This window comes from Sphingobium jiangsuense (assembly GCF_014196495.1).
In the GTDB taxonomy this organism is placed as follows: domain Bacteria; phylum Pseudomonadota; class Alphaproteobacteria; order Sphingomonadales; family Sphingomonadaceae; genus Sphingobium; species Sphingobium jiangsuense.
This window is the reverse complement of sequence record NZ_JACIDT010000003.1, coordinates 218,526-232,990: the sequence shown is the minus strand read 5'-3', so window position 1 is coordinate 232,990 and position 14,465 is coordinate 218,526. Positions and strand designations below refer to the sequence as shown.

Below are 14,465 nucleotides of genomic sequence, written 5' to 3'. Positions count from 1 at the left end.
CTCCATCGGTCAGCGGCGGCTTTCCTCAAAAGCCGAACCGTCCTTGCGGGTAAAGCCCTTTTCACCCTCGAACAGCATATCGATGTCGGGATAATGGCACGGCCCGGCCGGGGGACGGCCTATCGCGAGAAACAGGCAGTCATGCCCGCTTTCGTTGACGATATGATGGCCGTTGCCGTCGCCCTTGGGGAAAACCGCGATATCGCCGGGCAGCAGGGGCGTGCGCCCGGCATCGTCCACCAGCACCGCCTCGCCCGCCAGCATCACGACCAGTTCGTCCTCGTCCTCATGCCAATGGCGCTGGGACGACCAGGCGCCCGGCTCCAGCCGGACATGAGAGGCGCCGAAATCGGCAAGCCCCATCGCCCGCCCCACGCGCCGCACCCACCGCCCCCGCACCTGCGCGGCGTGGAGCGGCGGATAGCCGGTCGCGTTGGACATGGCTATGGCATCGATATCCACCTTCGGCATGCTGCGTTCCCCGTTCCGGCCCGCTCTGGCGCTTTTCCGAATCCTTCGCTATCGGATCGGCATGACCCTGTCCAATATCGTCGCGAATGCGCCTGCCGCCCTTGCCGTCCGGCTGATGGCCTGCCCCTCCGTCACCCCGGCCACCGGCGCGGTGTTCGACGCGCTGGAGGCGATACTGACGCCGCTGGGGTTCGAGGTGGACCGCTTCATCGCCGGGGAGGCGCCGGACGGCCCGGTCGAGAACATGATCGCGCTGCGCCGCAACGGCGACGGGCCGCATTTCGCCTTTGCCGGACATCTCGACGTGGTGCCGCCCGGCGACGGCTGGGCCAGCGACGCCTTCGCACCGGAAGTGCGCGGCGACCTGCTCTACGGCCGGGGCGCGGTCGACATGAAGGGCAGCATCGCCAGCTTCGTCGCCGCGCTGGAGGAGACGCGCGACCTGCCCGGCACGGTCAGCCTGCTCATCACCGGCGACGAGGAAGGCGCGGCGGTCCATGGCACCCGCGCAATCATCGAGCGGATGAAGGAGCGCGGCATCGCGCCGGACCTGTGCCTCGTCGGCGAGCCGACCTCGGTCCACCGGCTGGGCGACATGGTGAAGATCGGGCGGCGCGGCTCGGTCAACATGTGGATCAGCGTCGACGGGACGCAGGGCCATGTCGCCTATCCGCATCTGGCCGACAATCCGATTCCGCGCCTCGTCCGCATCCTGTCGGCGATCGAGGCGATCCGGCTCGACGAGGGCAATGACTGGTTCCAGCCCAGCAATATCGAGATCACCGACATCTCGGTCGGCAACGAAGCGACCAACGTCATCCCGGCGCAGGCGCGCGCGCGCATTTCGATCCGCTTCAATGACATGCACACGGGCGCCGAACTGGAACAGCGCCTCCGCGCGCTGGTCGAAAGCGAAGGCGGCAGGCTGGAGGCGAAGATCAGCGGCGAATCCTTCCTCACGCCGCCGGGCGCACTGTCCGCGCTGGTGAGCGGGGCGATCGAGCAGGTGACCGGGCTGACGCCGGAGCTGTCGACGACCGGCGGCACGTCCGACGCGCGCTTCCTCTCCGCGCTGTGTCCGGTGGTCGAATTCGGCCTGTGCAACGCCACCATGCACAAGCTGGACGAAGCCGTCGCCCTCGCCGACCTCGACAGGCTGAAAGAAATCTATGCGCTGATCCTACGGCGCACGCTGGCCGCCTGAACGCCGTTCAGGCGCGCGCCTCTGCTGCGTCCATCACGCCGAAGCGCTCCAGATAAACCGCTTCCCGAACGGGGCGGGACAGGTGGAAGCCCTGGAAGACGGAGCAGCCCATCACCCGCAGCAGTTCGATCTGCTCCTCGCTCTCGATCCCCTCGACCACCATGGCGAGGCCCAGCCCGCGCACCAGCCCGACAATGGCCGAGCAGATGGTCCGCGCCTCCACCGAAATGGCGATATCGCGGACAAGGCTGCGGTCGATCTTCACCCGGTCGATCGGCAGATCGCGCAGCTGCGCCAGATTGGAAAAGCCCGTGCCGAAATCGTCGATCGCGACGCGGACGCCGCGCGTGCGCAGCCCCACCAGCGCCTTGTAGGTGTCGCCGCGCAGCTTCATCATCAGCGTTTCGGTCAGCTCCAGCTCCAGCATTTCCGGCGGGGTGGCGTGACGCTGCATCGCGCGGTTCAGCCGGTCGAAGAAATCGGGCTGCGCCAGCTCGCGGCGGGAGATGTTGATCGAGATGCGCTGGTCGACGCCCGATCGCGCCCAGCGCGACGCGGTGTGGCAGACGCGGTTCAATATCCAGTCGCCCAGCTCCACGATCAGGCCGGTTTCCTCGGCCAGCGCAACGAAGCTGTCGGGCATCAGCAGGCCCCGGCGCGGATGCTCCCAGCGGACCAGCGCCTCGGCGCTCACCACGCGCCCGGCGACGAAATCCACCTGAGGCTGGAATTCCAGCAGGAACTCGTCGCGCTCCAGCGCCAGCCGCAGGTCGCGCTCCAGCTCGGCGCGCCCGGCAAGGCGCAGCGCCAGATCCTCCGAATAGAGCCGCACCTGCCCGCGCCCGCTATGCTTGGCGTCGTACATCGCATGGTCGGCCGAGCGCAGCAGCGCGGCCAGCGTCGCCCCATGTTCGGGATAATAGGCGACGCCGATCGACCCGCCGATCTCGACCTGCGTTCCGCCGATGTCGAACGGCTCGTCCAGCGCATATTGCACCGCGCGCGCGATCCGCATCGCCGAGCTTTCCGGCGGGAGGTGCGGGAAGAATATCGTGAATTCGTCGCCGGCATAGCGGCCGATGACCGCGTCCGACGCCGCGCCGAGCTGCATCGCCACCACCTCGCGCAGCCGCCCGGCGACCCGCGTCAATATATGGTCGCCCGCCGCATGGCCCAGCGTGTCGTTGACCGCCTTGAACCCGTCGAGATCGATGAAGAACATCGCAGCCGGGCCGCTTCTTTCCTGCCCCGCCAGCAGCAGCTCCACCTGGCAGCAGAAGCTGGACCGGCTGGCCAGGCCTGTCACGCTGTCCTGCATCGCCAGCGACTGCACATTGTCGAGCGTGGCGCGAGTCTGGCTGAACAGGCTTTCCATCGCCACCGCGAGATCGGGCATGGCGGCATGGACGGCGGGAGGGACGGGCGCCTGGAAATCGCCATGCGCGGCAGCCAGCAGCCGTTCCGCCGCATGATCGACCAGCCGGAACTGGCGGCGCAGGCAGTGATAGGTGGCAAGCGCAAAGACGGAGCCCATCGCAGCCGCGTAAAGCGCGATGCCGCCATGATCCAGCCGCGCGGCGCGAGCCAGCAGCAGGCCGCCGCCTGCCAGCAGGCCCACCACGCCGCCCGCCATGATTGCATGGCAGGAAGCGGTTCGCCAAAATGTGAAGTTGCCAGCGGCCACCCCGACACCCATCATTGCCGCCACGCCGATGGCGCGGCTTCCTCTCCCCGCTCAATGCCGGAAAGAAGTTAACAAATATGAAGCCGGGCCGGACGGGCGGCGGTCATTTGCGGCGGCGCAAAATAATATAGAGCGCCCCGCGCCCGCCATGGCGGGGATGGGCGGTGCGGACGCTGGCAATGGCGTCGGCATGGCCGCCGAGCGCCAGCCAATCCCCTATTTCCGCGCGGATCGCGCCGCGCGTGCGGGGCTCATGGGGATTGTCGGAGGCCGGGCGCGGATTGCCGGTGACGACCAGCAGCACCCTCGCCCCGCGCGCAACCGCCTGCGCCAGCACCTGATTGAGGCGGCGATGCGCGGCTTCCAGCGTATGGCCGTGCAGGTCGACGCTCATGTCCGGGGCGATGGAGCCGGTGGCGATCCGGCGTTCCCATGCATCGTCCAGCACGGCGACGGGCATGCGCCGGACCGGCGGCGGTTTCGGGCCTGCCGCAGGGGCGGGATTCCGCACCGCACGCGCGGGCTGACTTGCGTTCGGGATCTTTTTCCCCGCCTTCTCATCTGCCTGCGCAGGGGCAGGAGCGGGCATCCGGACGCGCCCTTTCAGCGGCCGGACAGTTTGCGCCAATCTGGACCAGATTTCGCGTTCTTCAGGGCTGAGACGTCGACCAGCCATTTTCCGCCGCCAGCCGTGCATAAGTTCCGACAGGCAGCAGCAGCAGCGCGCTGCCCCGCCCGGACATGCCGCCCGCTATGGCACGCGCGCGGTCGCCCGCGCCCCAGAAGGTGTCGAAGCGATTCGGCCCCTTGATCGCGCCGCCGGTATCCTGCGCGATCCACACCCCCTCCGGCTCCGCCCGGTCCAGCGACAGGAGGACCGGCGCGCCCAGCGGCACATAGCGCGGATCGGCGGCGACGGTCGCTTCCGCCGTCACCGGCAGCCCCATCGCGCCCAGCGGCCCGGCCCCGGTCAGTTCCCGGAAAAAGACGAAGCTCTTGTTCTCGTTCATGATCGCCCGCCCCTCGGCGGGGTTGGCGCGCAGCCAGTTCATGATGTCCTGCATCGAACCGGCGCGGATGAGGCCGCGATCCTTCATCAGCTTGCCGATGCCGGTATAGTCGCGCCCGTTCTGGCCGTCATAGCCGATCCGCATGATCGACCCGTCCGGCAGGCGCAGCCGGCCGCTGCCCTGCACCTGAAGGAAGAAGAATTCGACCGGATCGGCCGCCCAGGCCAGCTCCAGCCCCCGCCCGGCGAGGATGCCGCCATCGGCGATCTGCGCCCGCTCATGATAGGGCACGAATTTCTGGCCATCCACGCGACCCCGGATGGTCCTGCCCTTCAGGCTGTCGCTGAACAGGCCGAGATCGACGTCGATCAGGTCCGGCGGGCGGCGGTAGACCGGCACCGGATAGGCGGCGCTCCGGGTGCGGGACCCGGCGATTTCCGGTTCATAATAGCCGGTGGCGAAGGCCTTGCCGTCACCGACCTGCACCGCCTCGAAATAGCGGGAGAAGAAATCGGCGGCGCCTGCTTCGGGCCAGCTCGTCGCCGCCCCGCAGGCCGTCGCCCAGTCCTGCCCGCGCGTCAGCCCCGACTGGTCCGCGCGGCGCAGCAGCGACGGGCAGGAGAGCTTGAAGGCGGCGAAGGCGGCGCGCGTCCGCTCGCTCTGGCGGACCAGCCCGGCAACCGGCGGCCCCGGCACCAGCCCGGCGCCCAGCGCATTCTCCCCGGCGACGACCGGCACGGGCTGCGTCGGGGCGACGGGCGGGCGCGGCGTTGCGGGAGCAGGCTGCGCTGCCGTTCCCGGCGCTGGCCCGGCGGACGGCGGAATGAGGCTGCCCGCGCAACCGGAGAGCAGCGCGAGGGCCAACAGAAGGAACGGAAACAGGAAGGCGGCGGCTGGACGCGAGGGAGTGCTGCGTCCGCTCGTCACCCCAGCGCAGGCTAAGGTCGCAGGCGAGGTCGCGCCTCGCCTCCTGAGATGCCAGTCTTCGCTGGCATGACGGGGGTGGAAAGAAAGTCGCCCCCCATCCGCAAGCCCGCTCACCGCCAAAAGAAAGGGCGCGCCTGCGTGGCGCACCCTGTGCTTTTCCATCGCCTCGCGGCGCGGGATGCCAATCATGCGGCCTCGTCTGTTTCGCTCAGCTTCCAGTTGGGGTCGGCCTGGCCGATCTGGCGGGTGAAGGTCCACACATCATGGGTGGTGATCGCGTCGGTCATCGACCCCGCGATCACAGTGCCGTCGCGGTCGCGCGTCACCGCCGCGATATCCGCGTCGAACTGCACCGTGATGGACGCCGTGCCGCCGCGCAGCGCCGCATCGAGAATCTGCGCCCGGTCGATGCGGACGAGGCGGTTTTCCAGCACATGCCCGGCTTCCTCGCGATCCGCGATCGCCTGCTCGAAGGATTGGGCGACATCGCCCTCGCACAGCCAGCGCAGGTCGTCGCGCCGGCCCTGCCAGAAGGCTTCGAGAATCATGCCATAGGCCGAGCGGGCGCCATCCAGAAACTGGGTCACGTCGAAATGACGATCCGCGCCGATGATTGCGCGGATGCCGTTTTCCGCCCCCGGCGCGATCAGCGCATCGGCCGGATCCACGCGTTCGGGGGTCGCGCCCTGCGGCACGCGCGGCTGCAAGATGCGCGTGGGCACGCGGTCTTCCGGCTGTTGCAGCGGGGCGGGCTGCTGCTCATGCCCGGTCCGCCGTCCCAGCACCGAATAGAGCCTCAGCGCCAGAAAAACAGCGACCATGGCGAGGATGACGATCATGTACACGCGCGAACCAACCTTGTGCGAAATAGCCTTGCTTGCCTACATAAGCATATCGGTGCGATTTTTCAAAGGGAGCGGGCAAATTTCCCTGCGGCGCCGCGCGGGCCGCCCCACGCGTGAGGGCCTGTGCGGCCACCCGTTGCCCAAAGCGTTCCGGGCTGCTAAGCGCGCCTATCATTCCGCGCGGTCTTACCGGGCCTCGCTCCATCAGGACAGGGAAGCATTCAATGGCCGACGAAGCCACCTCCAACGAGCCGCTCGCCAATGGCGCGGACACCCAGCCCACGATCGGCCTCATCACCCAATATGTGAAGGACCTGTCGTTCGAAAACCCCAATTCTCCCGCGGTCTACCAGTGGCAGGACCAGCCGGAGATCGACGTGCAGTTCAACATCGGCACCGACAAGCCGGGCGAGGACGTGTTCGAGGTGATCCTGAAGGTAGAGGTGAAGGCCAAGACCGCGCAGGGCGCCGCCTTCGCCGCCGACCTCACCTATGGCGGCCTGTTCGCGGTGCGCAACATCTCCGACGAGCAGTTGCACCCGTTCCTGTTCGCCGAAGCGCCGCGCCTGCTCTTCCCCTTCGCCCGCCGCGTGCTGGCCGATGCGGTGCGCGACGGCGGCTTCGCGCCGCTGGTGCTCGACCCCATCGACTTCAACGGCCTCTATCTGCAACAGATGCAGACGCAGGCCGCGCAGCAGGGCGAGCAGCCCGCCGGCCACGCCTGAGGTGAGCCGCAACGGCGGGGCATGACCCGATGGGGCTGATCCGCGCAACCGGGACGATCGGCGGCCTGACGCTCATCAGCCGGATTCTCGGCATGGTGCGCGACATGGCCGTCGCGCGCTATCTGGGCGCGGGCTTCGCGTCGGACGCCTTCCTGATCGCCTGGCGCCTGCCCAACCTGTTCCGCGCGCTGTTCGCGGAAGGGGCGTTCGCCGCCGTGTTCGTGCCGATGTTCAACCGCACCATGGCCGAGGCGGACAAGGATCGTCCGGGCAGCGGCCGCTCCGCCGCCTATGATTTCGCCGGACAGGTGCTGTCCGTGCTGTTTCCGTTCCTCGTCCTCTTCACCATCGTGATGATCCTGCTGGCAGCGCCCGTGGTATGGGCGATGACCGGCGGCTTTCCCGACGGCGGGCCGGAAAAGTTCGCGCTGGCGGTCGACCTTACCCGCATCACCTTTCCCTATCTGGCGCTGATCTCGATCGTTTCCCTGCTGGGGGGCATATTGAATTCGCTCGACCGCTTCTGGGTGAACGCCGCCGCGCCGATATTGCTCAACATCTGCATGATCGTCGCGGTCGTCTTCTTCCGGGGCGAGACGCCGATCGAGACCAGCTACACGCAGGCGCTCGCCGTCACCGTGTCGGGCGTGATGCAGCTGCTGTGGCTGATGTGGGCGTGCCGGCGCGCGGGCGTGACATTGCGCCTGCGCCTCCCCCGGCTGACGCCCCGCGTCAAGGAGATGCTGGTCCTGATCATGCCCGCCGCGCTGGGCCAGGGGGCGATCCAGTTCAACCTGCTGGTTTCGACCTCGCTCGCCGCGCGCTTCCTGCCGCAGGGGGCGGTCAGCTATCTCTATTATGCCGACCGGCTGAACCAGCTGCCGCTCGGCCTGATCGGCATCGGCGTCGGCACCGCGATCCTGCCCGCGCTGTCGCGCCAGATCGGCGGCGGCAATGAGCAGGCGGCGAAGGACACGCAGAACCGCGCGATCGAGCTGGCATGGTTCCTCGGCCTGCCCGCCGCCGTGGCGCTGTGCGTCATCGCCACGCCGCTGATCCGCGGCCTGCTCCAGCATGGCGAATTCACCCCCGCCGACACCATCGGCAGCGCCTCGGCCCTCGCCATATTCGCGCTCGGCGTGCCCGCCTATGTGCTGATCAAGGTGCTGACGCCCGGCTTCTACGCGCGGCAGGACACGAAGACGCCGGTGCGCGTCGCGCTCGTCTCGATGCTGTTCAACCTCGTCGGCAATCTCATCCTGATCTGGCCGCTGGGCCATGTCGGCGTCGCCGCCTCGACCGCGCTGGCCGCCTGGGTGAACGTCCTCATCCTCTACTGGCTGCTGCACCGGCGCGACCAGTTGCGCGCCGACGCGCGGCTCATCACGCGCGGCCTGCGCATCACGCTCGCCAGCGCGATCATGGGCGCGGCGCTGTGGTTCGCCGGGCCGGTCGCCGACGCCTATATGGCCTCCACCTTCCTCACCCGCGTGATCGCGCTTGCCCTGTTGTGCGGCGGGGGCGCTCTGGTCTATGCGGTCGCGATCTTCGGCACCGGCGCCTATCGCCTGTCCGAACTCAAGTCGCTGGTCACCCGGCGCCCACAAGCGAGTAAATAGTCATGCGCATCCTCTCCGGCATCCAGCCAACCGGCAATCTGCATCTGGGCAATTATCTGGGCGCGATCCGCAACTGGGTGAAGATGCAGGACGAGATGAACGCAGGGTCCGAATGCTTCTTCTTCCTCGCCGACATGCATTCGATCACCGTGCACGAGGGGCGCGAGCAGCGGCTCGCCAATGTGCGGGACATGGCCGCCGCGCTGGTCGCCTGCGGCATCGACCCGGATCGCAGCGTCCTCTTCAACCAGGCGCGCGTCCCCGCCCATGCCGAGCTGTGCTGGCTGCTGTGCGGCACCGCGCGCATCGGCTGGCTCAACCGCATGACCCAGTTCAAGGACAAGGCGGGCAAGAACCGCGAGGGCGCGAGCGTCGGCCTCTATGTCTATCCGGTGCTGCAGGCCGCCGACGTGCTGCTCTATCAGGCGACCCATGTGCCGGTAGGGGAAGACCAGAAGCAGCATCTGGAGCTGACCCGTGACGTGGCGACCAAGTTCAACACCGATTTCGGCGTCGAGCTGTTCACCCTGCCCGATCCGATCATCCCGAAGGAAACGGCGCGCATCATGTCGCTGCGCGACGGCAGCGCGAAAATGTCGAAATCGGACCCCAGCGACATGAGCCGCATCAACCTGACCGACGACGACGATGCCATCGCGCAGAAGGTGCGCAAGGCCAAGACCGACCCCGAACCGCTGCCTTCGGAGGTCGCGGGGCTGGCGGGCCGGGCGGAGGCGCTCAACCTGGTCGGCATCTATGCGACGATGACCGAAACGACGCCCGATGCGGTGTGCGCGCAGTTCGCGGGGCAGGGCTTCGGCGCGTTCAAGCCCGCGCTGGCCGATGTGCTGATCGACCGGCTCTCCCCGATCCGCCGGCGCTATGTCGCGCTGAAGGACGATCACGCCGCGCTCGACGCGGTGCTCGCCAAGGGCGCCGAAAGAGCGGCGGCGGCGGCCGAGCCGACATTGCGCCGGGCTTATGACGCGATGGGGCTGATGCGGTAGCAGCGCATCACGGCGAACGGAGGCGGACGGACGATATTCCGTTCAAACGCCGTTCAGTTGCATAATGGCATTTTATTCCCCATCTAGGTGGGTGTCGGTGTTTTGGCGCCCATCATTATGCAGGACAAGAACATGACAGCCCGCAAGATATTCGCGACCGCCCTTGCCTCCGCCGCCCTTCTGCTGACGGGCGGCTGCGCCCAGTCGTTCAAGGCGGATGTGGCCCGCTTCCAGCAGCTGCCCGCCCCGCAGGGCGAGAGCTTCACCATCGTGGCGGACGATCCGCGCCTCGCCGGTGGCCTGGAATTCCAGCAATATGCCAGCCTCGTCGCGCACAAGCTGGGCGGGGTGGGCTATGTCCCGGCGGAAGACGCCGCCAGCGCGAAGCTGATCGTGCGGATGAGCTATGACGTGGATACGGGCCGCGAGCGGGTGCGCTCGACCAATTTCGGGCCGGATCCCTTCTATCGCGGCTATGGCTACGGCTATTGGCGCCATCCCTATTATTGGGGCTTCTACGATCCCTTCCTGTTCGGCGGCGGCTATCAGGACATTCAGAGCTATACCGTCTACACCGCCTCGCTCAGCCTGAAGATCGACCGCGCAGCCGACAATCGCCGCCTGTTCGAAGGCAAGGCGGAAGCCCAGTCGCTCAGCAACAAGCTGACCTATCTGGTGCCCAATCTGATCGACGCGATGTTCGTCAACTTCCCCGGCAAATCGGGGGAGACGGTGAAGATCACCGTCGCGCCGGAAAAGAAATAAGCGCCGGAAAGACACAGGAAAGGGCGGGAATCCTCAAAGGAGTTCCCGCCCTTCTTCTTTTACCGGTGGGCCGTCCGGCCCGCTTACATTTCCAACTGACGTTGCAGCGCGCGGATGTCGGAATCGATCTCCGGGTTGGTCTGCCGCAGGTGCTCGATCGTCCGCACCGCATGAATCACCGTGCTGTGATCGCGCCCGCCGAAGATCCGGCCGATTTCCGGCAGCGAGCGGGGCGTCATCTTCTTGGCGAGATACATGGCGATCTGGCGCGGGCGGGCGACGACGCGCGCGCGCCGCTTCGACCGCATCTCGGCCGGTTCGATATGATAATGGGCCGCGCACGCCTTCTGGATCTCGTCCACCGTGATGCGGCGCGCATTGGCGCGCACCGAATCCGCCAGCATCACCTGCGCGAATTCCATGTCGACCGCCCGGCCGGTCAGCTGCGCATAGGCGAGCAGCTTGTTGAACGCGCCTTCCAGCTCGCGGACATTGGTGCGGATCGACCGCGCCAGGAAATCCAGCACCATCTCCGGGATGGCCGCATCGCGCACGGCGGCGCATTTGGCGTCGAGAATGGCGCGGCGCAGGTCGAGGTCCGGCGGCTGGATATCCGCCACCAGCCCGCCCGCGAGGCGGGAGAGGATGCGCGGGTCGATCGCATCGAGATGATGCGGCGCCCGGTCCGCGCTGATGACGATGCGCGCGCCGTTGCCCGCCAGCTCGTTGATCGTGTGGAGAAATTCCTCCTGCGTCGATCCCTTGCCCGCGATGAACTGGATATCGTCGATCAGCAGCAGCCGGGCGGCGCGCAGGCGGGCCTTGAACGCCATGCTGTCATTCGCCCGCATCGCGGTGACGAATTCCATCATGAACTTTTCCGCCGACATGTAGATGATCGCATGGTCGGGGAAATGCGTCAGATAGGCGTCCGCGATCGCATGGAGCAGGTGGGTTTTACCCTGACCGGTCGCGCCGTGGATATAAAGCGGGTTGAACAGCGGCTTGGTGGTTTCCCCCATCGCACGCGCCGCCGAGAACGCCAGCCGGTTGCTGTCCCCCACGACGAAATCCTGAAAGCCGTGCCGCAGGTTGAGCGCCTCGCGCATCTGCGAGAAGACGGGCAGGCTCTCCCGCCCGGCATCGCCTTCCATCGCATAAGGATCGGCCGGAGCATCGAACGGGGCGGGCAGCGCAGCCTGGCCCGCCGCCTTCCCGGCGGACGGCGCACCGAATTCGAACGCCTTGCCGCTGCCCCGGACGACGCGCACTTCGCGCACGCCGACGGCGGCGGACCGCCAGGCGAGCCGCAGCCGGTCGCCAAATTGATTCGCAACGAAATTCGCGGAAAACTCGGTCGCGGCGCAAAGCTCGATCGTGCCGGTAAAGGCGCAATATTCGCCGAGCGCCAGCGGCTTGAGCCATTGATCGAACATGCGGACGCCGACATCGCGGCGCAATCCGGCGCGCAGCTCCCGCCACACGGTGTCGAGCTTGCCCCCGTCAATCCCGCCGACCCGATCCGCCGCCTCTTCCCCAGGCGTTTGCAGATTTTCAGCGAAATCACCCCTCTGCGACACTCTGCGCCCTTTCCGCCTTATCGGCACTTTCGACCCTGACACGGCATGGCGCAAAGAGCCCCCTCCGCTTCCCACGCCGTGGAAAACGCCATGCCTGTTGTCACTCACGCTGACAGCGATCTGGAGATCAGCTCGCTTGATGCGAATGATTAGGCAAACGGCAGCGCCTCAATCAAGGGGGCTCCCGTTCAAAAAAGTGAAATAAATGGTTTGACAGACACCAGCCGCAGAAATGCGTATGTCGTTATAACCGTCTGAAAGATAAAGTTATTATTTGTAAAAATCTTCCTATGCATAACGCGAATCAGCGCAACTCCTTGCTTTCCATCGCGCCACCCCGGCGGGCGAAGAAAATGCCTTCCCGCTGTTCATGATCCCGCCATGGGGCACTATGGGAAGGCCCTAACGGGCAGGGGGCCGTCCCCACGCTCGAATCAGCCACGGGCGCAGCAAAAAACCCGCCGAATCACTCCGGCGGGTTTCGAAATTCGCGAAAGGCAGGAAATCAGGCGATCGCGCCCACCGCCTTGGTCAGGCGGCTGAATTTCCGCGCAGCGGTGTTCTTGTGTAGCACGCCGCGCGCGACGCCGCGCGCCAGTTCGGGCTGGACCACCTGAAGCGCCGCGGCCGCCGCGGCCTTGTCCCCGGCCACAATGGCGCTTTCCACCTTCTTGACCAGCGTGCGAATGCGGCTGATGCGAGCACCGTTGATTTCAGTCCGGCGCGCATTGCGACGGATACGCTTTTTTGCCTGCGGCGTATTGGCCATATCGTCCTCAAAATTCCATCTGAAACAGGGAACCAGCCAGACACGCATCGCACCTGACTCGTGAAGCCGTGGCCCATACCGCCTTCCTCGCGTGCCGTCAACAAAAAGGGCGTTTTCTGTGCCGACCGCGCGGGACCGATCCTATGCACCGCCGGTGCGGAGCGTCCAGCAGCCATCCCGCTCCAGCCCCAGCGCGGTCAGCACGCCGGTTCTATAGGCGCCGGTGTCGATGCCGATCCGGTTCGGCCTGTGGTCCACATCGTCGGTCACGCTGTGGCCGTGGACGACCTTCCAGGGATGCCGGGCCTCGCTCGCCAGAAAAGGCTGCCGGATCCACAGGAGATCGGCCTCCTCCTGCCGGTCGAGCGGCACGCCGGGCCGGATGCCCGCATGGACGAACAGATAGCTGCCCTGCACATGGCAAGCCGGCAGGCCGCGCAGCCAGTCGACGATGGCGGGCGCCATCCTGTCGCGCAGCGCGGCGGCCAGCCGCTCGGCCTCGGCCACGCTCCGACAGCCCTGCTCTATCGCGTCTTCCGGAACGCCCCAGCTGCGCAGGGTCGCATCGCCGCCATAGTCCAGCCAGAACCGCAGCGCCTCATGATCGCCGTCCAGCACATCGAGCAGGGTCTGATCGTGATTGCCGCGCAGGCAGATCGCACGTCCTTCCAGCGACAGCGCATGAAGCAATTCGCACACCTCGCGCGACTGCGGGCCTCGGTCGATATAATCGCCCAGCATCACCAGCCGGGTTTCCGCCGCCGGGCGTACGGAGGCATCGCGCTCGATCCGGCGCAGCAATTCCGTCAGCAGATCGAACCGGCCATGCACGTCGCCGATCGCATAGAGGCGCAGCCCGGCGGTATCGGGCGGCGATTCGGGCCGCCGCGACCAGAGAGGCTTCACGACGGGTCTTTTCCGAGATAGCGGGGGTGGAAGAAGGTCATCACGCGTCTCCTGCCGATGCGGGAGGACAGACGCCGCCGCGCCGGAAACGACGATGCCCGGCCAATCGCTTGACCGGGCATTGCATTCTTTCGTTCGCAGTCCCGATTATTCGCGGTTGCCCATGAAGCGCAGCAGGAACAGGAACATGTTGATGAAGTCGAGATAGAGGCTCAGCGCGCCCATCACCACCGACTTGCCGACCATCTCCGTTCCGGCGACATAGGCGTAGATGCTCTTGATCTTCTGCGTGTCATAGGCGGTCAGGCCCGCGAACAGCAGCACGCCGATGGCGCTGATCGCGAAATCCATCGCGCTCGACTGCAGGAAGATGTTGATGACCGACGCCACCAGCAGGCCGACCACGCCCATGATCAGGAAGGTGCCGAAGCCCGACAGATCCTTCTTCGTCGTGTAGCCGAACAGGCTGAGGCCCGCGAAAGCAGCGGCCGTCGCGAAGAAGGTCTGGGCGATCGACATCCCCGTATAGACGAGGAAGATCGAGGAGAGCGACAGGCCCATCACCACCGCATAGGCCCAGTACAGCCCCTGCGCGGCAGGCGTCGACAGGCGGTTGATGCCGAAGCTCAGCACCATCACGAAGGCCAGCGGGGCAAACATGATCACATATTTGAGCAAGCCCGGCCCGGCCAGTATCTGATAGGCGAGCCCGCTTTGCGCGAACAGCATCGCGACGATGCCGGTCAGCAACACGCCGCTGGCCATATAATTATAGACAGACAGCATATAGGACCGCAGGCCGGCATCATAGGCCACCTGCTGGGCCGCGGGGGCGGTTCGACCGAAACCGACGCTATCCGTCCGGGGGTCAGACCAGTTAGCCATTAAAATCACTCCTTGTCATCGGCACTGTTGCCGACTTTTCCTAATATCGGCAGATGCCGTTCCGGTTT

Annotated in this window: 14 protein-coding genes; 5 read left to right on the top strand and 9 right to left on the bottom strand. The window is 66.6% G+C overall.

The features are described 5' to 3' along the window. Positions 1-9: 9 nt before the first annotated feature. Positions 10-471: a cupin domain-containing protein gene (locus GGR43_RS06005; protein WP_188071045.1), complete on the bottom strand. Its 462-nt coding sequence runs from the start codon at positions 469-471 to the stop codon at positions 10-12. 61 nt (positions 472-532) lie between these two features. Between GGR43_RS06005 and dapE the strand changes: the two genes are divergently transcribed. Next, positions 533-1,675: a succinyl-diaminopimelate desuccinylase gene (dapE, locus tag GGR43_RS06000; protein WP_188071044.1), complete on the top strand. Its 1,143-nt coding sequence runs from the start codon at positions 533-535 to the stop codon at positions 1,673-1,675. Between the two features lie 7 nt (positions 1,676-1,682). Here dapE and GGR43_RS05995 read toward each other — a convergent pair whose 3' ends face one another. The 4 genes from GGR43_RS05995 to GGR43_RS05980 form a co-directional block, all read right to left on the bottom strand. Then, positions 1,683-3,308 carry a putative bifunctional diguanylate cyclase/phosphodiesterase gene (locus GGR43_RS05995; RefSeq protein WP_188071043.1) on the bottom strand — a complete coding sequence of 542 codons (1,626 nt, stop codon included), beginning with the start codon at positions 3,306-3,308 and terminating at the stop codon, positions 1,683-1,685. Positions 3,309-3,462: 154 nt separating this feature from the next. Then, positions 3,463-3,819, bottom strand: a complete 357-nt coding sequence (locus GGR43_RS23855; protein WP_343054452.1) for a Smr/MutS family protein — start codon at positions 3,817-3,819, stop codon at positions 3,463-3,465. 190 nt (positions 3,820-4,009) lie between these two features. Further along, positions 4,010-5,296 carry a murein transglycosylase A gene (gene mltA, locus GGR43_RS05985; RefSeq protein WP_425502158.1) on the bottom strand — a complete coding sequence of 429 codons (1,287 nt, stop codon included), beginning with the start codon at positions 5,294-5,296 and terminating at the stop codon, positions 4,010-4,012. A gap of 185 nt (positions 5,297-5,481) precedes the next feature. Further along, complete coding sequence (locus tag GGR43_RS05980) at positions 5,482-6,141, bottom strand: Tim44/TimA family putative adaptor protein (RefSeq protein WP_188071041.1); 660 nt, start codon at positions 6,139-6,141, stop codon at positions 5,482-5,484. Positions 6,142-6,365: 224 nt separating this feature from the next. Here GGR43_RS05980 and secB point away from each other — a divergent pair, with 224 nt between their 5' ends. The 4 genes from secB (at position 6,366) to GGR43_RS05960 (ending at position 10,257) form a co-directional block, all read left to right on the top strand. Next, positions 6,366-6,866, top strand: coding sequence for a protein-export chaperone SecB (gene secB, locus GGR43_RS05975; protein ID WP_188071040.1), 501 nt, complete (start codon positions 6,366-6,368; stop codon positions 6,864-6,866). Positions 6,867-6,895: 29 nt separating this feature from the next. After that, positions 6,896-8,485: a murein biosynthesis integral membrane protein MurJ gene (murJ, locus tag GGR43_RS05970; protein ID WP_188071039.1), complete on the top strand. Its 1,590-nt coding sequence runs from the start codon at positions 6,896-6,898 to the stop codon at positions 8,483-8,485. 2 nt (positions 8,486-8,487) lie between these two features. Beyond that, positions 8,488-9,492, top strand: coding sequence for a tryptophan--tRNA ligase (gene trpS / locus GGR43_RS05965; RefSeq protein WP_188071038.1), 1,005 nt, complete (start codon positions 8,488-8,490; stop codon positions 9,490-9,492). Positions 9,493-9,624: 132 nt separating this feature from the next. Further along, complete coding sequence (locus GGR43_RS05960; RefSeq protein ID WP_188071037.1) at positions 9,625-10,257, top strand: DUF4136 domain-containing protein; 633 nt, start codon at positions 9,625-9,627, stop codon at positions 10,255-10,257. Positions 10,258-10,340: 83 nt separating this feature from the next. On the opposite strand, the gene dnaA is transcribed toward GGR43_RS05960, so the two are convergent. The 4 genes from dnaA to GGR43_RS05940 form a co-directional block, all read right to left on the bottom strand. Beyond that, positions 10,341-11,765, bottom strand: a complete 1,425-nt coding sequence (dnaA, locus tag GGR43_RS05955; RefSeq protein WP_284278865.1) for a chromosomal replication initiator protein DnaA — start codon at positions 11,763-11,765, stop codon at positions 10,341-10,343. A gap of 577 nt (positions 11,766-12,342) precedes the next feature. Next, positions 12,343-12,606 carry a 30S ribosomal protein S20 gene (gene rpsT, locus GGR43_RS05950; protein WP_188071036.1) on the bottom strand — a complete coding sequence of 88 codons (264 nt, stop codon included), beginning with the start codon at positions 12,604-12,606 and terminating at the stop codon, positions 12,343-12,345. Positions 12,607-12,747: 141 nt separating this feature from the next. Then, positions 12,748-13,512, bottom strand: a complete 765-nt coding sequence (locus GGR43_RS05945) for a metallophosphoesterase family protein (RefSeq protein WP_188071035.1) — start codon at positions 13,510-13,512, stop codon at positions 12,748-12,750. 147 nt (positions 13,513-13,659) lie between these two features. Then, the gene (locus GGR43_RS05940) at positions 13,660-14,397 is read right to left on the bottom strand and encodes a Bax inhibitor-1/YccA family protein (RefSeq protein WP_188071034.1); all 738 of its coding nucleotides are present in this window, start codon (positions 14,395-14,397) and stop codon (positions 13,660-13,662) included. Between the last annotated feature and the right edge of the window lie 68 nt (positions 14,398-14,465).